20 protein-coding genes are annotated in these 21,206 nt (G+C 45.3%); 8 read left to right on the top strand and 12 right to left on the bottom strand.

Annotated features, from left to right (window positions below):
- The first annotated feature begins 283 nt into the window (after positions 1-283).
- From RIC07_RS11970 to RIC07_RS11940, 7 genes are all read left to right on the top strand, one after another.
- Complete coding sequence (locus tag RIC07_RS11970; RefSeq protein WP_446376392.1) at positions 284-907, top strand: hypothetical protein; 624 nt, start codon at positions 284-286, stop codon at positions 905-907.
- Between the two features lie 266 nt (positions 908-1,173).
- Entirely contained in the window at positions 1,174-1,557 is a 384-nt protein-coding gene (locus tag RIC07_RS11965; protein ID WP_006099434.1) for a response regulator transcription factor, read from the top strand.
- 723 nt (positions 1,558-2,280) lie between these two features.
- Entirely contained in the window at positions 2,281-3,945 is a 1,665-nt protein-coding gene (locus RIC07_RS11960) for an AIPR family protein (RefSeq protein ID WP_446394731.1), read from the top strand.
- Between the two features lie 39 nt (positions 3,946-3,984).
- Positions 3,985-4,875, top strand: coding sequence for an Rpn family recombination-promoting nuclease/putative transposase (locus tag RIC07_RS11955; protein ID WP_446394730.1), 891 nt, complete (start codon positions 3,985-3,987; stop codon positions 4,873-4,875).
- Positions 4,876-5,023: 148 nt separating this feature from the next.
- Complete coding sequence (locus RIC07_RS11950; protein ID WP_446394729.1) at positions 5,024-5,950, top strand: Rpn family recombination-promoting nuclease/putative transposase; 927 nt, start codon at positions 5,024-5,026, stop codon at positions 5,948-5,950.
- Positions 5,947-6,771: a PhzF family phenazine biosynthesis protein gene (locus tag RIC07_RS11945; RefSeq protein WP_446394728.1), complete on the top strand. Its 825-nt coding sequence runs from the start codon at positions 5,947-5,949 to the stop codon at positions 6,769-6,771. Before RIC07_RS11950 ends, RIC07_RS11945 begins: the two co-directional genes overlap by 4 nt.
- A gap of 164 nt (positions 6,772-6,935) precedes the next feature.
- On the top strand, positions 6,936-7,067 hold the full coding sequence (locus tag RIC07_RS11940) for a hypothetical protein (protein WP_446394727.1): 132 nt from the start codon (positions 6,936-6,938) through the stop codon (positions 7,065-7,067).
- On the opposite strand, the gene RIC07_RS11935 is transcribed toward RIC07_RS11940, so the two are convergent.
- From RIC07_RS11935 to RIC07_RS11915, 5 genes are all read right to left on the bottom strand, one after another.
- The gene (locus RIC07_RS11935) at positions 7,064-7,351 is read right to left on the bottom strand and encodes a DUF1830 domain-containing protein (protein WP_446394726.1); all 288 of its coding nucleotides are present in this window, start codon (positions 7,349-7,351) and stop codon (positions 7,064-7,066) included. The genes RIC07_RS11940 and RIC07_RS11935 overlap by 4 nt on opposite strands.
- 28 nt (positions 7,352-7,379) lie before the next feature.
- On the bottom strand, positions 7,380-7,577 hold the full coding sequence (locus RIC07_RS11930; RefSeq protein ID WP_446394725.1) for a hypothetical protein: 198 nt from the start codon (positions 7,575-7,577) through the stop codon (positions 7,380-7,382).
- 73 nt (positions 7,578-7,650) lie between these two features.
- Positions 7,651-7,980, bottom strand: a complete 330-nt coding sequence (locus RIC07_RS11925) for a hypothetical protein (RefSeq protein WP_446394724.1) — start codon at positions 7,978-7,980, stop codon at positions 7,651-7,653.
- A 329-nt stretch (positions 7,981-8,309) separates the two neighbouring features.
- Positions 8,310-8,558, bottom strand: a complete 249-nt coding sequence (locus tag RIC07_RS11920) for a DUF1816 domain-containing protein (RefSeq protein WP_446394723.1) — start codon at positions 8,556-8,558, stop codon at positions 8,310-8,312.
- Positions 8,559-8,606: 48 nt separating this feature from the next.
- A complete protein-coding gene (locus tag RIC07_RS11915; protein WP_446394722.1) occupies positions 8,607-8,873 on the bottom strand; it encodes a hypothetical protein in 267 nt (88 codons plus the stop codon).
- Between the two features lie 559 nt (positions 8,874-9,432).
- On the opposite strand from RIC07_RS11915, the gene RIC07_RS11910 reads away from it, so the two are divergent.
- Complete coding sequence (locus tag RIC07_RS11910) at positions 9,433-11,811, top strand: NACHT C-terminal helical domain 2-containing protein (RefSeq protein WP_446394721.1); 2,379 nt, start codon at positions 9,433-9,435, stop codon at positions 11,809-11,811.
- Positions 11,812-11,968: 157 nt separating this feature from the next.
- On the opposite strand, the gene RIC07_RS11905 is transcribed toward RIC07_RS11910, so the two are convergent.
- The 7 genes from RIC07_RS11905 to RIC07_RS11875 form a co-directional block, all read right to left on the bottom strand.
- The gene (locus RIC07_RS11905) at positions 11,969-14,620 is read right to left on the bottom strand and encodes a DUF5682 family protein (RefSeq protein ID WP_446394720.1); all 2,652 of its coding nucleotides are present in this window, start codon (positions 14,618-14,620) and stop codon (positions 11,969-11,971) included.
- A 558-nt stretch (positions 14,621-15,178) separates the two neighbouring features.
- Positions 15,179-15,706 carry an enoyl-CoA hydratase-related protein gene (locus RIC07_RS11900; protein ID WP_446394719.1) on the bottom strand — a complete coding sequence of 176 codons (528 nt, stop codon included), beginning with the start codon at positions 15,704-15,706 and terminating at the stop codon, positions 15,179-15,181.
- A complete protein-coding gene (locus RIC07_RS11895) occupies positions 15,684-15,917 on the bottom strand; it encodes a hypothetical protein (protein WP_446394718.1) in 234 nt (77 codons plus the stop codon). The genes RIC07_RS11900 and RIC07_RS11895 overlap by 23 nt, the downstream gene beginning before the upstream one ends.
- 38 nt (positions 15,918-15,955) lie before the next feature.
- Entirely contained in the window at positions 15,956-18,649 is a 2,694-nt protein-coding gene (locus tag RIC07_RS11890) for an MHYT domain-containing protein (protein ID WP_446394717.1), read from the bottom strand.
- Positions 18,650-19,288: 639 nt separating this feature from the next.
- Positions 19,289-19,438 carry a hypothetical protein gene (locus RIC07_RS11885; protein ID WP_446394716.1) on the bottom strand — a complete coding sequence of 50 codons (150 nt, stop codon included), beginning with the start codon at positions 19,436-19,438 and terminating at the stop codon, positions 19,289-19,291.
- A complete protein-coding gene (locus RIC07_RS11880; RefSeq protein WP_446394715.1) occupies positions 19,439-19,870 on the bottom strand; it encodes an FHA domain-containing protein in 432 nt (143 codons plus the stop codon).
- Between the two features lie 66 nt (positions 19,871-19,936).
- Positions 19,937-21,043, bottom strand: coding sequence for an ATP-binding protein (locus RIC07_RS11875; RefSeq protein WP_446394714.1), 1,107 nt, complete (start codon positions 21,041-21,043; stop codon positions 19,937-19,939).
- Positions 21,044-21,206: the final 163 nt, after the last annotated feature.

The following is a 21,206-nucleotide window of genomic DNA, read 5'->3' as shown; positions in this document are numbered from 1 at the left end:
ATAACTTTAAGTGTTTATATTTCCGTGGAATATTGTACTGATCGCAACACTCTATAATAGTAGTTATTAAGCTAGGGTGCGCGATGATGATGTTAACGTTACCAGTACCTGTTGCTTGTCAGCGTTAGAACAACTGAGAACTGAAGCTAAAAGATGATTCAGATTACCGGATTAGATGCGACATGTTCTTGGTCAAATCTGGCGCTGTTGGCGTGGTAAAGGATTAAATTTTTATCCTTCGCTTCGCTCAAGAACAGGGTTTTGATAATAAGGATAATTCGCAATGAGACAACTCTACAGCAAATCTTGGTTCATTGGCGCGATCGCGACTGGATTAATGAGTACCTTGGCAACGTCTGTGCAAGCTCAGGATATCTTTGATAATCGGGCAGTGCAATTCCCAGAGGATACGATTGTGGAATTTGAATTCCTGCAATCTCATGGATCATACCAAGCCGCCTTTGGTGTACGGAATGAAACAACCGGGGAAGAAACGATTCTGTTTCAGGAGGTCAAACCCTATGATGCTTTTGGCACAAACCAGCCGATACAAACCTCTCCTGGTCAAAATGATCTGGGGACGCAAGCGGATTTTGTCGGAACAGTTGAGGGGGGAACGATATCAAATCAATTCAACGAGTTTATGTTTAAAGCCAATAACCGCTATGTTTTCTTTCTCGAATCCGTAAGTCCTACGGGTCAAACCCGACGTCGTATTGTTTCGACCCAAAACTTGGCTCAGTTTAATGGTCGTTTGGACGGGGGGAGAAAGGGTAACATTACAGGAAGTCGCGTGTCTTGGGAAGATGGGGGACGGGTAGAAGTTGGCAATGATGATGATTTCGATGATTTTGTGATTGAGGCAGGGGGATATTTAATTGATTTGAATTGTCCGCCGATTCGGTAATCTTAAGTTTTTGACGGATGCCTGAGTGACTGTTCCAGATGTAGTCGGCTACGTCTGGAACGTCCCCATCTCCCTTATCCTCCTGAGAGAAGCGAAGGAACAGCGGTGCAGGGTACGTCACGATCATTCCTGCACCCTGCACTCCCAAATTCAGCCAGATTGCGGAACTTGAGTAACCCGAAATCAGCCTTATGACGATATTTTGTCGCTCAGAGTAAATGTTATAATACCTAAAAGCTAGAGAGCCATAGTAGGTATAGGTTGTTATGAGTACAGTGTTAGTCGTAGAGGACGATCTCACCCAACAACATTTGCTCTCTAAGCTGCTTGAGCGTGTAGGGCTGACAGTGATTGTGGCTGGGGATGGTGTGGAGGCGCTGGAGAAAATTCAGCAATTTCACCCAAATTTGGTGATTTTGGATATTGTCCTTCCCCGGATGAATGGCTATGAAGTCTGTCGTCGTCTGAAATCGGAACCTGAGACTGAGAATATTCCGGTGTTAATGTGTTCCGCGAAAAAAGAGGATTTTGACCGCTACTGGGGAATGAAGCAAGGCGCGGATGCTTACCTAGCCAAGCCTTGTCATCCCCAAGAAATTGTCGAGACTGTAAAGAAATTATTAAAGTCCCATCATCAAGCGGCAAGCTGATTGACCATCTTTTAAGTTAAAAGAGATCAAATCTCCCAAATCGCTAGGGAGACGCTCCCACTACAATCTAACACTCACCTAATACCTAACTACTGCAAGAAGGCAGAAATAACTGAACAGCTAATATCTCCCCCAGCTCCCTCAGCTCCCCCAGCTTCATCGTCTCTACGAAGCTGCTCAAGTATTTTTGCCGCGATGCACTACCTACCTTCACCGGGAGACTTATACCCCTTCAGGCTCAAATCATTAGGGTTCAACAATGACAAGCATTTTTGCTGCTGTGACCCTGTATAACCGATTGATATCTGACTTCTAAGCAAGGAGATGACTCTATCAAACTAAAGCTCATTCCTTATTTCACCCATCCGCAAGCTTAGAGAGAAAACGTGAAAAAAAGGTGAAATGATAAGTACGGTGGGGCAATGAAAGTTAACTGTGGGGAACTCGCTGCCCTTGAGAAGCAAGCTATATCCCTTGTAAGGGTTTGAGACTTGTTAACAGTTCTTAGTATAGTTCTTAGTATAGTGCGATCGCCTACCCAAGGAATTTATGCTAGAACGGTTGAGTAGTAAGGGTTGACTAGGCGAGCATCGCCGCTTCAATAAAGTTTGGCATTGTATGCTAGCCTCAAAACAGTTCTTCGCCCTGCATCCAATCCTGTACTTTTCCCTTATGACCCACTAGACTCCAGACTTCGTATTGGACAGAATAGGTAGCTACTGCATGAATATCAACGCATCTATTATTGATCAACGTTTAGCATCAGTTGTTAACGATATCCGTCAAAAGGCTGCTGAAGAGTTACGCATAAACGATCAAAGCAGACTCAAGTCTTTAGCGTTTGCTTATCTCTGTGTTAAAACCATCTTAGATTTAGAGAACGATAATGCTTTTGATTGCCTGACTGAAGGAGGTGGTGACTTTGGAGTAGATGCCATGCATATTTCTGAAGAATATGATGGTGAATTTACTGTTACTTTATTTCAAGCAAAATATAAGAATAATCTAGCAGGAGACTCGAATTTTCCTGAGCAAGGCATAGAGAGTTTAATAAATGCCATTCAGTATTTGTTTAATCCAGCAGCTAGATTAGAACATATCAATCAACGACTACTTACCAAGGTGGAAGAAGCTCGTAGCTTAATTCAAGATGGCTATATTCCCCAAGTTCGAGCACTAGCCTGTAATAATGGACTGCAGTGGAATCAATCTGCTCAGGAAGCTATTGAACGTACTGGTTTCGGCGATCAGGTGACATGGGAACACGTCAATCACGAGCGCTTAGTCCAAATCCTTCAAGCTACTAGACCAGTAAAAGATACTTTGCAGCTAAGTGGAAAAGCTATAGTTGAAGATATGGAGTTTAGCCGAGTACTGGTAGGAAGAATTTCAGTAACTGAGATTGCAACTCTCATTGCTCGGCATGGCGAACGATTATTAGAGCGTAATATTCGTCGCTATTTAGGCTTACAGGGTAATCGTGTTAACGAAGGTATTCGCCATACTTTAACCAGTCAGGAAAAAAATAATTTCTACTTTTACAATAATGGCATAACTTTAACGTGTGACAATTTTTCCTATAACGCATTACAAGATGGTGATTATCAGGTGCGTGTCGAAAATTTGCAAATCATTAACGGTGGTCAGACATGCATGACCATATTCAAAACTTTGCAGGAACCGGATTTACTTCATCAAAATGCTCAAGCTTATGTTCTTCTTCGGCTTTATCAATTGCCTCGTGAAAATGAAGACTTAGTTACAAGAATTACTTATGCCACGAATAGCCAAAATCCAGTAGATCTCAAAGACTTACGCGCTAATGATGAACGTCAGCAAAGATTAGAGATGGATATTCAGCAATTAGGATTTAATTATCGGCGTAAGCGCTCTGATACAAGTACCCGCTCTACAGATATTACTTCAGGAGTAGCGGCTGAAGCCGTACTATCTGTCTGGAGAAAAAAACCGCATCAGGCTAAATTCTTCTCTCGTGAACATTTTGGCAAACTGTATGATTCAATATTCACGGATCAGTTGAACGGTTCACAGGTTATAATTGCTGTGCAACTATACAGAATCGCAGAAAATCGCCGCAAACGACCAGAGCCTACTGACCCGGATTTCGTTCGCTATGCTTCATGCTTTATTGCTATGCAGATGGGGCGAAAAATCCTTGCTGAGCTGGGGATTAACATGAGAGATATTAGCCATCAAAATTTCCCAACTGCTCAACAGCTTATTGCACAAAATAGCGAAACTTATTTCAACGCCTCAGTACAGGATATTCAAAATGCGCTTCATGAGCTTTATGGTAGACAGGAGATTTCCTTGCAGCAGCTATCTGCAACCTTTCGACGCGGCGACTTAATAACTAGGCTTCAGTAAATTAAAATAGATGCAGTAGACGTTCCCATCGATGCCGTTATGCCCCAAACACACATCCGATTTGATTGGGCGATTAAAAAATTACTGAGAAACAAAGCCAATCACGGTGTTTTGGCAGGTTTCTTAAGCGAGTTATTGAGGAAACCGATCACGATTCAATCAATACTCGAAGGTGAAAGCAATCAACAAGCCGAAGATGACAAGCTAAATCGAGTCGATATTCTCGCCGAAAATGACCAGGGAGAATTAATTCTCATTGAAGTGCAAAACAGTACAGAGCAAGATTATTTTCATCGGATGCTCTACGGCACATCCAGATTAATTACCGACTTTCTGGAAAAAGGAGAACCTTACGGCAACGTCAAGAAAGTCTATTCAGTGAATATCGTCTACTTTTCTCTGGGACAAGGAGATGATTATATTTACCACGGGACATTAGAGTTTCGGGGCTTGCATATAGAAGACAGGTTGGGGCTATCAATCAACCAGCGGAAACTGTTTAATATCCAAGAAGTCTATGAGGTTTTTCCAGAGTATTATGTGATTAAAGTTAACAACTTTAACGAGGTGGCGAAGGATACCTTAGACGAATGGATATATTTTCTAAAAAAGAGCCAAATCAAAGATGAATTTACTGCTCAAGGATTAGCGGAAGCGAAGGAAAATTTACTCGTCGATAGTTTGAGTGAAGAAGAAAGAGCCAATTACCTGAGATTTATGGAAAATCGGCGCTATGAAATCAGCCTAATCGAAAGTTCACGCTCAGAGGGAAGATTGGAGGGTTTAGAAGAGGGACTCAAGGAGGGCATGGAGCAAGGCAAACAACAGGAAAAGATTAACATAGCCAGACTTTTAAAACAACAAGGGACTGATGTTGACACAATCACAGCAGCAACTGGACTGACTAGAGAAGAGATTGAGAAATTGTAGCGCAATTAGCCTAAGCTGTCACGCATTTAAATTGGGAATGGGTAGCGAGCAAGATGCTCGCATTACATAAGACTTGAGACGCTTATCTTGAAAGATTAAGACGAAATCTGTCAAAATAGATGCAGTAGACGTTCTCATCAATGCCCTTATGCCCCAAACCCACATCCGATTTGATTGGGCGATTAAAAAATTACTGAGAAACAAAGCCAATTACGGTGTTTTGGCAGGTTTCTTAAGCGAGTTGTTGAGGAAACCGATCACGATTCAATCCATACTCGAAGGTGAAAGCAATCAACAAGCCGAGGAAGATAAGCTAAATCGAGTCGATATTCTCGCCGAAAATGACCAGGGAGAATTAATTCTCATCGAGGTGCAAAATAGTACAGAACAAGATTATTTTCATCGGATGCTCTATGGCACATCCAGATTAATTACCGACTTTCTGGAAAAAGGAGAACCTTACGGCAACGTCAAGAAAGTCTATTCAGTGAATATCGTCTACTTTTCGCTGGGACAAGGAGATGATTATATTTACCACGGGACATTAGAGTTTCGGGGCTTGCATATAGAAGACAGGTTGGGGCTATCAATCAACCAGCGGAAACTGTTTAATATCCAAGATGTCTATGAGGTTTTTCCAGAGTATTATGTGATTAAAGTCAACAACTTTAACGAGGTAGCGAAGGATACCCTAGATGAATGGATATATTTCTTGAAAAAGAGCCAAATCAAAGATGAGTTTACTGCCCAAGGTTTAGCGGAAGCGAAGGAAAACTTACTCGTCGATAGTTTGAGTGAAGCAGAAAGAGCCAACTACCTGAGATTTATGGAAAATCGGCGCTATGAAATCAGTCTAATCGAAAGTTCCCGCTCAGAGGGAAGATTGGAGGGTTTAGAAGAGGGCATGGAGAAAGGGATGAAAGAGGGTATGGAGCAAGGTATCCAAGAGGGCATGGAGCAAGGCAAACAGCAAGAGAAGGTTAACATAGCCAGACTATTAAAACAACAAGGGACTGATCTTGATACCATCACAGCAGCAACAGGACTGACTAGGGAAGAGATTGAGAAACTATGAACCAGCCAATCATTCAAGTTGATGCCTTCACCTGCACTCCATTTACGGGTAATCCAGCCGCTGTCTGTGTTTTACCGACTCCCCAACCGGATCGCTGGATGCAGAATGTGGCACAGGAGATGAATCTGTCGGAAACTGCCTTTTTGGTTCCGCAAGAGGATGGGTTTAATCTGCGTTGGTTTACTCCGACAGTAGAAGTCCCCCTTTGTGGTCACGCTACCTTAGCTAGCGCCCATGTTTTGTGGTCAGAGGGTCATCTGTCCCCGGAGAAACCCGCTCATTTTTATACCAAAAGCGGCATACTCATCGCCCAGCGTCAGGGTGAATGGATTGAGTTAGATTTCCCGGTGAATCATTCCCAACCTACAACCGCCCCCCCAAACCTTGCGTCAGCGTTAGGTGTACCGATTCAGTCCGTTTGGCAGAATTCTTTGGGCTATTTGGTGGAAGTGGAATCGGAAGAGATGGTGCGACATCTACAGCCCAATTTTGGCTTACTTAAAACCTTACCGATATCTGAGGTAATTGTTACCAGTCAGACTGATTCAGGTTCAGAGTATGATTTTGTTTCTCGTTTCTTTGCACCGGGGTTAGGGATTGACGAAGATCCGGTGACGGGTGCAGCCCATTGTTGTCTAGCACCGTTCTGGCGCGATCGCATGAATCAAGATGAGTTCTTAGCCTATCAAGCCTCCCATCGAGGCGGGGTAGTCAAGGTAAAGTATACCGGGAGCGTTGGCGGAGCCTGTTCCGAAGGAACGTATCGCGTCATTTTGGGCGGACAAGCGGTTACTGTGATGCGGGGGGAATTGACGGAGTAATGCAGAATTAGGGTCTGCTGAATAAGTCTTGTGGGAGCTGGGGAAGCTGGGGGAGCTGGGGAAGCTGGGGAAGCTGGGGAAGCTGGGGGAGCAATGATACATTTTCCCTGATGGCGGTGCAAGGGTATGAAAGGGTTTTACCCCATTTTCTTGAAGATGAGCCAATGTCAATGCCACTCAAAGCATTGATAGCTAAGGGTTTGGAAGTTGTGCAGCAAGTTCAAATTAGACGACTCAGTAGCGAGCAAGATGCTCGCACTACAAGTATTGCCTATTGCCTATTGCCTATTGCCTAGCGCGTAGCACTATATAAAGGAGAAGGCGTTTCCGTTTCCTGTTGCACTTGCAAAAAATCGCACAGAATCGTAGCCGCTAAATCTGCCACGCCAAATCTCTTTTTATAGACTTCTAAATGAGCGTGGGGAATTGCTTCAAACAGGAGGCGCTGTTGGGGAAATAGAATTCGTTCAAAGTACCAATTGGGAATATCAGTGATCCGAATGATCTGAATCTGTTTACTGGTATTTGTATAGTAGCAGAGAATTCGATTGGTGTATTCAGTCGGTAAGGAATTAAACATGGGAAGTGATACCACAGGAAGGAACTAATTATCGATGCATTAAGCCACAGTCCACCCCATCGAGGTGTTCAGCACAGGTGACAAAGGGGGAAATGGCTAAAGGACAAGCTTTCCATTTTCCCTGTACAGCCACGCCTAGCTGTTGACAGTAACCTCCCCAGCCTTTTTGAAGTTGATAGTGACCGCAATGACGACAGATTGATACTGCATAGTTGATGGTTCTCATGATTTGATTAAAATGGGTTGATTAAAAAAGAATTCAATGAAAGTAGAAGGGAAAAAAGAGTATTCCCTATTCCCTATTCCCTATTCCCGAAATTGAAACCGTGGTAGCTATCTGACAATAAACAATTCATGCCTTCACGAATATACGATTCCAGGTGTAATCGCATTTCCAACGAATAATAGGGAAACGTATGCTTACTGCACAGTTTTTTGCCTTGTTTAACCGCAACAGCTTGGGGATCATTCGATAGTTTACACAAAACGTAGCCGAGTAAGTCATGGCGTAGGTTGGGACAGGTAAAAAAAATTCGGCAAAACTTGTTCGGATAAGCGTCTAAGGCGTTTTCAATTTCTTCTTGAATGACTTTCAAGAGGCGGGTTTGGACTGGCACATTGTTGCTCATGGTTATAACGTCAAAGTCGATTCAGGTGTTTAGGTTGTAACACAAGTCAAGGACATCGATTCAGTCGTTGAACTTTAACCCCAAAATTGTCTTGACTAGACACAGCATTTCGTGTCTATAAGTAGTCAGACAAAATTAAGGTTAACGATGAAAATCGTCATACTCGCTTCCAAAAAAGAAGCAATCTACGTCTATGGGTTAATTAAAGAAAAAATGATTGGGTTATAAAAACAGTAAAAGGATACTGTCGTTTTAACCCGCTCACCTCATGTTTAAACAGGAATTAATGCCATAAATCCAGAGACAAATGACTCAGGTTTACCCCAATCTCAAACCAGACTATCTTCAAAAATGGTTAGGGTGTGAGGCTGAAATTGTTTGATGGTTATGCTGATGAGTTGGGCGCTTTCTTCGAGAATATCTTGCAGATAACCGTGCTGGGATAATTCAGCGTCTTGGATTGTGCCAAAGGGACCAAAGTAGTAAACACACCAAGGATCATGGGTAATCACTTCCAGCCAATAGGCTAATCCCAGTTTGGACAAGATTTCTAAAGACTGTTCTGTTTTTAAGTTCATATCATGATTATCTCCCTCAATGTTATCAGACGGCTGGTTAACTAAAGGTTAACCAGTTTCGGCGACAAAATCCTCGATCGCCTCCTGTAAGGCTTGAGTCATCTGGTGTACCGAGTCTTGAATCATTTGCAGATACTCTAACTGTTGATCGTCGCTCAGGTGTCCCTGGGAGTCTTCTAGGAGTTTGAGGAAAATCTTGATCAAGAGCATCTGCTCTTCTAGCTCTTGGGAGATTTTATAGGTAAATCCATATTTTAAGTGACTCAAGTTAGTTTGGGGGAAGTCAGTGAGTCTTACCTGTTGCAAGAGTTCCATTTTCTGAAAACCTACCTTCTCATTTTTCAAAAGCTGGGAAACTTGTAATTCTTATCTACTTCATAGATTACACGATCCCCGGAGTTCGTCAATGTTTTTGTTGATTTGAATTTGTATGATTTAAATCAGAAAGGTTTGTGTTTGTGCTTTTTTGCATAACTTAATTATTTGCTTATTTTCTTTAATGAATATAACAAAATGATACTTTAGGTAAACTTATGCTAGGCTCTAGTTTGAGAAGCTTTATCCTAGTCTATAGGGTGATATATCAACATCGCGTTGAGATTTATGGTCAATATGTATAAGTTGGTACGATTTGGTGTGTTTTTTCTATATCACCTAAATCGGTAGCGCCAATCAAATAACTGAATTCAGGTTCATCGACTACCAATTCAGTCATCCCAGTTGAGGAGAACCAGATTGGATGTTGAGATGCATCTTGTCGCGTTCATTCAACATCAACAAAGAGATTATTGTATAGCGGTGTTACCGTTTTTTCAGAACCTCCCCAACAGGATGCGATCGCGGAATCGGTGTTCGAGAAGGGTTAAGGTGTGATATGAGTAAACGATCGCTTTCGGCAAATGCACAGGGTATCGTCCAAGCCAAAGAAGCCATGGCGCGGAAACAGTGGACTCATCAAGTGCTGACGAAAAAAGTTGGGATTAAGACTCGCCAATCCATCAGTAAATTTTTTGCAGGTCGTCCCGTTGAGCGACGGATTTTCATTGAGATTTGCTTGCAACTGGATTTATCCTGGCAAGAGGTGGCGACTCAGGTTCCAGACGAGAGGCGATCCCAACCGATGCATCCTGCGGCAAATCAGCCTGTGGAACTCAATGCCTTAGTTGCTGAGGTTCGTGCTTGCTGCCAGGATCAGATTGAGACTCAATTGGGTACTGTGCCGTTATGGGATGTGCCGAAACCGATTTCCTTAGCGGATATTTATATTGATGTGGAGGTTTGGCAAGATATCCCCAACCGATGCTGGTTCGACTTGGCGGATTGGCGGCGACATTTTCAGGTGAATCGGGAGAGGGGTTATGGGTTGAGTCCGGATGGAACCTCTCCGGAACGAGTGTTGGCAATGGAGATATTGGCAAGACCAACCAACCTAATCCTTTGGGGGAAACCGGGAACGGGTAAAACGACGTTTTTGCAGTATGTGGCGACTCAGTGTAATCACGGCAAATTTGCGGCGGATCAGGTGCCGATTTATATTGAATGGAGGGATTTGGTGCAAGATGCCAATACTCTAAGCTTACTGGATTATATCTGCCAAGAGTTTCGCGATCGCGGTATCTCTGGGGATCAGGTGAACACCTTACTCCAAGCGGGAAAACTGCTGATTTTGCTAGATGGCTGGGATGAGGTATCCCCATCGAGGCGTTTTTCCCTATTCAACAAACTGCGGTGGTTCTGTTATCGTTATCCTAAAAATCGCTATGTGATCACCTGTCGCACTGGGGCGGATTTGTATCGGTTTGGTGGATTTACTGAGGTGGAACTTGCCAATTGGACGCTGACTCAAATAGGCGATTTTGCCCAGAAGTACTTTGTGGCGGTGGCTGGTGCGAATTGGGAGAGGGGGTTAGCGAAAGCGGCTGAGTTTAGGGTACAACTGGAGTATCCGGAAAACCGGACGATTCAGGACATGGCGAGAACCCCTCTATTTCTCAGTTTCATCTGTCATGTCTTCCAATCCCAAGCCCGTTTTCCTTGCCAACAGGCTAGGCTATATCAGGAAGGATTGGATATTTTGCTCCAGAAATGGGATGATTGCAAAGGGGTTGAGCGAGATTCGGCTGAACAACCCTTGTCTTTGGTGAATCGGTTGAAGTTGTTGGATCAAGTGGCGTCTGTTACCTTTACCCAACAGCGGTATTGCTTTGCCAAATCTCAGGTGGAACACTATATTGGTGACTATCTGCGAACAATCCCGGATTATCAAGATGTTGATCCGGTTGGTTTACAAGTACAGAGTCAAGGGATTTTAAAAGCGATTGAATGTCACCATGGAGTATTGGTAGAGCGATCGCGGCGAGTTTATTCCTTTGCGAATTGGAGTCTTCAGCAATACCTCACCGCTAGAGAGTTTACCACGAAAACGAATCAGAATCCTGACGCGATCGCGGAATTAGTCACTCACTTGACCGAACAATCTTGGCGAGAGGTATTTTTATTTACTGTCACTCTATTGCGTCACCCTGAACAATTAATCCAGGCGATGAAACAAGAGGTGGATCAGTTATTGATACCGGATCAGCGATTAGGGCAATTCGTGAACTGGATAGACCATCAATCGAAATCTAGCCCATTATCCCACAAGTCAGCCGCCGTGCGTGCCTTTAATTTTGCCCTGGCTTTAATTTTAGATCAAGGCTTAACCCAGACACTCAATTCCTCTCGGCTTGATCAACCGTTGGAACCGCCACCGTTGCAGCAATTACCCTCCTGCTTGTCCTTACCCCAAAAATTGGACGCCAAATTTACAGTACCGGAAGCCTTAGCGTTTAAGGTGGAGGATTATTTACCCCCAACGTCTTTACCGCCGCCGTTATACCGAGCGTTAATCCTCAACGCTATCTTAGAGTATAGTCTGGCATTTTACCTAGCGGTTGATCCTGAGCGTCTGGGTACATTAGCGCGATCGCTAACAACTTTACTCGATCCGGTGTTTCAGTTTCAATCCAATGGGGAGATGTTGAACTCGTGGTGGTTTAATCATCGTCACTCTTGGATCAAACGAGTTGGCTTTTTGATGGGACAACATGACCAAGGGGAACATGAGTGGCAGTTTAGCAGAAACCAGACGCGATCGCTGTGGGATTATTATGATGCGAATCAATTAGTGGTGGATTGTTTAAGGAGCAGTGATGAGGTGAATATTGAGGTGCAGCAACAAATGGAGGACGAGTTATTTTTGTATCGGGAATAAGTCATTCGTCATTTGTCCTTCGTCATTTGTCATTGGTCATTGGTCATTTGTCATTTGTCTAAAATTGTGGGATAGATTTGACGGTGAAATTGGGCGCACGTCGGTGCGCCCCTACGATGCTAATCCACCAATTAAGGTGTGCCACGCCACTACCGACTTATCTAACACCTAACAATTGCGCCACAATCGGCAAAACCGCATTCGCGCGATCGCCATCCAATTCCTCTTCCCCTATCCCTGGTGTCTCAACAGAGGTTCCCCGTTTAACTCGTTCACCGATTTGGCGGCGTTCAGCCGTAGAAAAGCTGGCAAAGGTGCGACGTAATAAGGGTAATATCTCGGTAAAGGTTTCCCCCGGAAGCTGAGTAACCCAATCATCAATTATCTGCCACAAGGTATGGTCATGCACGAGTAACAATCCACTCCCCTGTAAAAACCCTTCTATCCAAGCCGCCGCTTGGGGAGGTTCACTGGCGTGAGATAGAGCAAATTCTAACCGACGGGAGGCGTCATTTCCCTTAAATACCCCAGCATCTAATAATAATCGACAACTTCGACCCGCGAGTAACCCATGCAGGTTGGCTTGATCTGCCAGTTGCCATAATACCTGTTGCCAGGATTGTTTATAGTCAGGATTATTTAACAGGGAAATCGCGTAATTCATTTGTTGGATACGCTGATCGATATGTCGCGCCGCTTCATCATCCAGAGAGGCACAAGCTAAGGGTAAACCCAGACAAATCCGAGTCACCAACCCATCCACCACCGAGGTAATCATCCGAGTATCAGTTTGGCGGACATTGCCATAGCGTAATACCTGCGCTAATGGGGGTAACGCTTCCATTAATTGGGCGACATCTCGATTCAGGGTGGCTTCAGTTTGCAGGCGATGCATCACTTCGGGTAACGCATCAGGTAAGTTTGCCAATAAAACCGTTTCGACTAACTGAGTCAGACTGGGTAGCGCTTGCGCCTGTTGTGCCTGATTTCGGGCATACGCCGTCGCTGCTGCATCAATCGTATTCCCCCAAATCCCGGCTTCGATGAGTTTCACCGCAAATTCTGGATGCCATTGCAGCCGCCATCCTTCTTTAAAGGTTCCTTTCCCCCTTGTCGATTGTCGTATCCCCCAAGGAATACCGAGTAAATTGAGACGATGGAGAAGATGCGATCGCGCTAAGTCATTTGTTTTGCGTAAATCGAGTTCATACTGTTTCTCGGTGGGATTAGCCCGGAGGCGTAAGCGTTTCTGCTGCTGCTGTAAATCTCGTTGTAAGGGAACCATGGGCGTATCATCGGGAACCTCTCCCAATCGTTCACCCACAATCAGTTGATCCTGAATTAAACCCATCGGTAGATCAGAGCCAAAACATAGAACGGTTTGCGTCGCTTCATTTAACTCCAGCAAACCCGGTAACGCGCGATCGCGCAATGCTGCCAAAGATTCCGCTAACCGTACCGTTTCAATAATATGGGCAGATGAGGCATCTAAATCTTCCTGACGCAACAACTGCGCCACCTTAATCAACCACCGAATCGCGATCGCAGATTGTTGATTGTTGAGTTTTGATATGTGTCCTGACGTATCTGTAGGGGCGGGTTTAGGGACTTTCTTGTCGCGATTGATAGTAACGTTGGTACAAAACCCGCCCTGACTCAGACTTGAATCAACTCCCCCATCTCCCCTATCTCCCCTATCTCCCCTATCTCCCCTATCTCCCCTATCTCCCCTATCTCCCCTATCTCCCCCATCTCCCCCATCTCCCCCATCTCCCCTATCTCCCCCAGCTCCCTCTGCTCCCCCAGCTCCCCCAGCTTCCTCTGCTTCCCCATCTCCCCCATCTCCCCCATCCTGATAACAATCCCACAAATGACCATACCAACCCGGCGATTCAATCCCCGCCCCATAGCCACTCTTCAATGCCAGTCGCCCATAAGTCCAAGGTATCCAAGTGGCTTCCACTTTCGTTTTCGCCAATCCTTTCAGCAACGCATTATCCGCTTTCGCCGCAGGCATATCCACCAAAGCAGGAGCGTGCCATGCACCACAGACAACAGCAATGCGTTGAAATCCTTCTTTTTGCGCCGCCCGAATCTGTTTCCGCATATAGGCTTCCCGTTGCGCTTCCCTCGGATCATCTCTGGGGGGTACATCCTGACGCAACGCCGTCATTGCTTCTAAAATCGCTTCAAATACATCCGTACTCTCCTGGCGATGTTCAACTAACTGTTCCCACCAGCGTTCCCCATCACTATACCCAGCAATTCTTGCCAAATAACCCAAAGGATCATAGTAAATCTCATCCTCTTCCCCTGCTTCCCCTGCTTCCCCTGCTCCCTCTGCTTCCCCTGCTTCCCCCGCTTCCCCTGCTTCCCCTGCTCCCTCTGCTTCCCCTGCTTCCCCCGCTTCCCCTGCTTCCCCTGCTTCCCCCGCTTCCCCTGCTTCCCCTGCTTCCCCGGCTTCCCCGGCTTCCCCTGCTTCCCCATCTCCCTCTGCCAACTGATGCACCAAAGGCAAATCCATAAACCGCACCGGAATCCCTTGAGTTAAGGCATAATCAATCCCTTGCCATTCTGGGGAAAAAATAGCAAAAGGATAATACACGGCTTTCTGGGGCTGGTCGGGTCTATAAACCAATAACGCTACAGGCGGTTGCATCTGGGGATGGGCAACTAACGGGAGCATCCCATCCCCATCCGGGGGACCTTCAACTAAAAGGATATCCGGCTTGAGATTGTGCAGAGCATGACAGAGCGATCGCGCACATCCGGGTCCATGATGACGTATGCCAAAGATATGGATGCTCATTTCTCAGTCTGACTCCCCTGCATATAGCGTTTTTTTTGTCAAATCAGCCACGGATGGCGTTGCCAAAATTATGTCATTGAGATCGGCGTGTAATACTTGTAGTGCTTGATCCTTAAAACTGCCCGATTGTTGGCATAATCAGCTATTGGAGGATTTTTTGACTCAATTTATTGATAAAAGCGAATATAAACCCAACGTCTCATGTTTAATTTATCTTCACAAATCATACTACAGTCCCGGCACAACGGCAAGATAAGGGTTTCCAGTTGTTTTTTAGGTGTTCACATTCCTTAACAGAAAACGTATCATTTGCTTTACTTGACAGATTTAAAAGGCTAACCGACAGACTATAAAGTTTTACTTATACTGATCCCCTTTCAAAACAGATCATAGGTGATACCTTCCTCTTGTAAGAAATCAACCCCTACCGACTGGGTTAAATCGGATTAGTTGGAAACCTTGTAGGGGCGCATAGACATGCGCCCTTACCAAATCACGATGAGCAAATAGACATACGCCCTTACCAAATCATGCCGAGCAAGCCGTAGATTAACTCTTTCATTGTGCAAAAATCAGCGAACATACCTTTTGCGAATCCGCCCTCTGACGATGAATTGCTAAATGACGCGGTGTCTGGGACGCCGTAACTTTATAGACAAAATTATACCGCTGTTGATGATAAGATTGCTCAAAATCATAGAAATTGCGTCTCATTTGAGCTAACTCCTCATTTCGATAAGCCGCTAAGGGTTTAAACCGTTCATCCCGTTGCCGTTGTTCATGCTTCAGCGCTAATTGTTGCCCATAAGCGGGATGGTGAGCAAATTCTTCAGCGACGAATTGAATCTGCTGGCGAAAACTGTCCGGTTGATCCGCAAACGCCTGATCAATCAGTCCGATTTTCTGGGCAACTTTAGTTCCCATGGGCATACAAATATCCGTCAATTCCCAGGCTTTTTGAGAACCCACTCGCTTGGGGAGAGAATACGTCCAATATTCTGATCCATATAATCCCATGCGCTTATAATGCGGATTTAAAACAATCCCCCGACGGGCATAAACCTTATCGGCGGCTAAGGCTAACATTAATCACCTGTTTCAGCATTGGCGCAATGATTAAATCCGGTTGATAGAGTTCCACGGCTTCAATCATTACCTCGTCATTTAAGCCTAATTCAATCGAAACCTGATCACCCCGATACGCCAACTCTAAATGAGTGCGCTGGGTTAAACTATTGTATGCTGTGGCTAAAAGTAATATCTTCATAGATGCAACCTCTAAGTGGTCATTAGTCATTAGTCATTGGTCATTCGTCATTCGGAAACAAAGGACAATTAAACTTCACAGGTTTCCCGTAACGGTTTCGGGGATACTGAATCACCAAGATTTCTACCTTGAGTTTGAGAAATGGGAATATCGATACAAAACTCTGTTCCTTCGCCAAGTTGGGAGAAACACTGTAATGTACCCTTGTGTGTTTCCACGACAATTTGATAACTAATCGACAATCCTAACCCCGTACCCTGACCCACGGGTTTAGTCGTGAAAAACGGATCAAACAAATGAGTTTTAACATCCTCAGGGATACCTGAACCCGTATCTTGAATCCGAATCCGTACCTGATCCGTCTCTTCCAGAACCTCGGTGCTAATCGTGATTTGTAATGGCGGGGATTGATCATCCAGGGCATCAATCGCATTATCCAGGAGATTCATAAACACCTGATTTAATTGCCCCCCATAACACTCCACCTGGGGCAATTGACCATACTGTTTAATAATCTCAATAGGAGCATGATTCTCCTTGGCTTTGAGTCGGTTACCCAAAATCAGCAACGTATTCTCAATTCCTTGATGGATATCCATTGGCTTCACATCCGCCTCATCCAAGCGGCAGAAATTCCGCAGAGATTTGACTAAATCCCGGATACGCACCGCCCCCATTTTTAAAGACCCTAAGAGTTTGGGAAAATCTTGGATCACAAACTCCAGATTCATTGCCTCAGCTTGTTCCTGAATAGCCGCCGGGGGTTCTGGATAATACTGCTGATAAAGCTTTAATAGCCGCAGCAAGTCTTGAGCATATTGATGAGCGGGTTTAATATTCCCATAGATAAACGACACCGGATTATTCAGTTCATGGGTAATCCCGGCAATCATTTGACCCAAGCTGGACATCTTTTCACTTTGAATCAATTGCGCCTGAGTTTGTTGTAACTTCTGCAAAGTTTGCTGCAATTCCTTCGCTTGCGCCGTCGCCGTGGTTGCGGTGCTATGGGCAGAAGCATAAAGTTGGGCTTGGTCGATCGCGATCGCGAGTTGATCGACAACCGCCGTCAGGAGTTCGACTTCACTCTGACTCCAGGTATGGGGTTCTCGGTAATCAGTACAAACTAAAGCACCAATTTGACCGGAATTCGTTTTCAGGGGGAGAATCAGTTGCGCTGTAACCTGAGACCGAGTTAGGAGTTGGCGTTGAGCGGTATTCAAGTCTGGGTCTTTGGTGACATCATTAATCTGAATCATCTCTAAATCCTGGATGGATTGGATCAAAGAGATGACTTCTGGATTCGAGTAGTACCCGACGCGACTGGGTAAACCCGATTTTCGCGCCTCATGAGTAATGGCGATACTGGGTTTTCCACCGTCTGGGGTACGCCAGAGGAATTGACAGCGATCGAGATTTAACAAGCTGCGAACCGAGAAAACAGCCGTGTCTAGAATTGTATTCACATCCAAAGAATTGCGAATCTCTCGCCCTAGATAATTGAGTAAAGCTTCCCGTTGGGCAAGGGAATGAGCTTCCTGTTCCGACGCTTGCAGTGCCTGAAACGTCTGCTTACAGTCGGTAATATCGTGATAGGTGAGGACAATTCCCGCCACACTCGGCAGACGCAACAGGTTATTGGCGATGACTTCAAACTCGCGCACCTCACCTGAGGCGTTGGGTAATCGTAATTCAACGGTTACATTAGCGTTAGGGGAATCCAGGGCTTGGGTTAACAGACTATCAGCGATGGGATTATCGTCATTTAAGACAAATTCCCCGATGGTTTTACCTTGCCAATCCTCCGTGTCATACCCCAACACACGCGGTAAAGAGGGACTGGTATAGCGAATCATCCCCTCGCCTGTCACCACGGTGATGAAATCAGAAGCATTTTGCAGCAACGCCCGAAACCGTTCTTCACTTTGGCGCAAGGTTTCAGCTTTTGCCTTCTCCACATTCAGGCGTTGATCAAATAAGGAGACAATTAGGGGTAATGCTAAGATAAACAACGTCGCCACGGCGATAAATCGAGCCAGCCACAGGTTATCAATCATTGAGGATGAAGGCAGAACAATGGAATCTGTCCCTTGGAAGCGAACCGCCGCCATGCCGATATAATGCATCCCCGAAATCGCTAAACCCATAACAATCGCACTCGCCAGCTTAGGTAAGATTCTCGCATCAGCCTGGATATGCCGTAGTTGAAACGCTAACCCTAAGGCAATAAAAGAGGCTGCGATCGCAACCGCTATCGAAACCGCCACCAGCGTCAGGTTATAATCGGCAACTGCTTCTAATTTCATTGCCATCATCCCCGTATAGTGCATCGCGGCAATCCCTAATCCCATAAACACACTACCTAATAGCAGTTGCAGCCACCTTATATGAGGACGAGAACCCAGCCACAACGCCACTCCGGAACCCAGAATTCCCACCAGCAGCGACACCCAGACACGAGAAAGGTTGTATGATATCGGAATTGGCAAGTTATACGCCAACATACCGATAAAATGCATTGACCAAATGCCAATCCCCATCGCCACCGCACCCCCAGCTAACCACAACTGGCTAGTCCGTCCTTTTGCCACAGTGACACGCCCCACCCGATCAAGTGCGGTGTAGGAGGCAATGATGGCAATAGCAATAGAAAGGAGAACTAGGTTGAAGTTATAGGTAGCCGTCATAGTTGTATCCGTGTGAGTTAGATTACGTTTTACCCGTTGGGATAGGTCGAAAATATCGATGGCTTTAACAGCCATTAGTGGTGAAATGAATTCAACCACTAGAGAGTTGAATCACTGCTGTTAGTGCAGTAGGGTTTCAAGTTACTCACCCGCAGCAATCGCCCCTGCTTTTTTGCCTAAGCCGAGGGAGTCACTACAGGTTTGCTGCTTAAGTTATGCCTACAATCTCACGTTAAACCCCAAAATCCATCCTAATCCTGGCTATCTGTTTGATTCGGTTCGATACAACTAAGTTTAGAGACGATGGGGATAGCTATTCAGTAAAACTGACTATACCTAACTCTAAGAAAAACAACCCGTTCTTGCCATGACTCTTAAGATTTAGATGAGACTGTATCTTAAGGCATAAAATAACCGTTATTTATGTAGATGAGGACAGGGTTAATCTATTGTGCATTTAAACTTCATATTATTCAGTTAGGAAAAGTAGGGGCTGTAGGGGCGAGTCGCTGCATATCGTTACCGGGAAATCCATTATTTCGATAACGTGGTGGGTTACGGCGAAGCGCCAATTAAAGGGTTTGTGTTGTGAATTAATTACCGCCTAACCCACCCTACGAATTACGGTTGATCGGGGTCTATAGGACGGCACATTTTCCCATGATATAAAAGTACCTAAAATCTCCCGCAAAGTCAAGGGCTAATTCGTTTTTTTTAAACTGAGATTAAGATTAACTTCTGCAAATAGTCCTCCAACGCTGACGAATAACCAATGACGAATGACGAATGACCAATGACCAATGACCAATGACCAATGACCAATGACCAATGACCAATGACCAATGACCAATGACCAATGACCAATTAACCCTCCCCCTGATCCCGCCGCACTCGGTAGTAAATCGCCTTCACATTAGGACCAAAGACAATCTCCTCTTCATTTTGCAGCTCATAGCTTTGGTGCTTTTGACCATTAATTAACAAGCCATTAGAACTTAACTTCCCTTTGAGATTGCCATCAACAATGCGATAGGCATCATGCCCATCCTCACCCTCTACTCGCATTAACGTGGCGTGGTGACGGGAGACAAACTGTGAAAACAGACGAATATCACAATCATGGTCTCTGCCAATGGAATAGAGTTCACCGTCTAAAACAAACCGATGTCGTCCTCGGTCATCTTGAACAATGAGAACATGTCCCTCCGGAAAATCAGACGTATCAGAACTTACCGCATCAGTAGATGACTGATCCGATGCGGGTGGAGAATCTGGAGAAGGTTCTATGGGCAACATCTCACTTATGCTCAAGCACTACAGATAATGGTAGCGACAGGAGTCGCCGACTGAAACAACTTGATCCTAAGATCCAACATCTCGGCAAGCGCGATACAGGTCTGTCCAGTCTTTGCGTTCTTTGACCACAGTTTCGAGATACTCGTTCCACACTAACGTATCTTGGATCGGATCTTTCACCACAGCACCCACCAATCCCGAAGCAATATCCTCAGCGCTGAGGTGTCCATCGCCAAAATGGGCGGCTAGGGCTAACCCACTATTCACCACCGAAATTGCCTCGGCTGTACTCAGGGTACTACTGGGAGATTTTAGTTTAGTTTTACCATCTTCGCTAATACCGCTACGCAATTCTCGAAAAATTGTCACCACCCGCCGGACTTCGGTTAAAGCAGGGGCTTGCACCGGGAGTTCTAAAGCACGTCCTAAGCTTGCGACTCGTTGTTGAACGATCTCGACTTCCTCATCAATGGTTTTAGGTAACGGTAAGACAACAGTATTAAAACGGCGTTTCAGGGCGCTAGACAAATCATTGACCCCCTTGTCGCGATTATTCGCTGTGGCGATAATATTAAAGCCCTTAATCGCTTGCACCTCATCCCCCAATTCGGGAATTGGTAGCATCTTTTCCGAGAGAATCGTAATCAGCGTATCTTGGACATCTGCCGGAATCCTAGTTAATTCTTCGACACGGGCAATTTTCCCCGCTTCCATCGCCACCATCAACGGACTTGCCACTAGCGCTTCCATCGAGGGACCGTCTGCCAGTAAGCGGGCATAGTTCCACCCATAGCGAATCGCCTCTTCACTGGTTCCGGCTGTACCTTGAATCAGTAACGTTGAATCCCCAGAAATAGCAGCAGCTAAATGTTCTGATACCCAAGACTTGGCGGTTCCCGGAACCCCCATCAGGAGTAAGGCGCGGTCTGTGGTGAGGGTGGCTACAGCTATTTCAATGAGTCTGCGATCGCCAATATACTTGGGCGATACCACAAACCCGTTCTCTAGTGTACCTCCCAATAGATACGTTGTGACTGCCCAGGGGGATAAATTCCAGTTCGGTGGGCGCTGGCGTTTATCTGCTTTTGCCAATTCCGCTAATTCTTCGGCAAACTGTTGTTCCGCATGTTCACGCAATAAAAAGTTTTGATTGTTTAGCTTTGCACGATTCACAGTTGTTTGTCCTGAAAAAGACTCTTCCGTACCTGCTATACTAAACTAACTTTCTCACTAAGTAGTCGGACAAAAGTAAAGTTAACGGTTGAGATTAGGCAACAGGCAACAGGCAACAGGCAACAGGCAACAGGCAACAGTAAGGGTTTGAGGCTTGTTAACA

This window comes from Coleofasciculus sp. E1-EBD-02 (genome assembly GCF_040218245.1).
Classification (GTDB): domain Bacteria; phylum Cyanobacteriota; class Cyanobacteriia; order Cyanobacteriales; family Coleofasciculaceae; genus Coleofasciculus.
The sequence above is the reverse complement of the archived record's forward strand: the minus strand, read 5'-3'. Positions and strand labels throughout refer to the sequence as shown.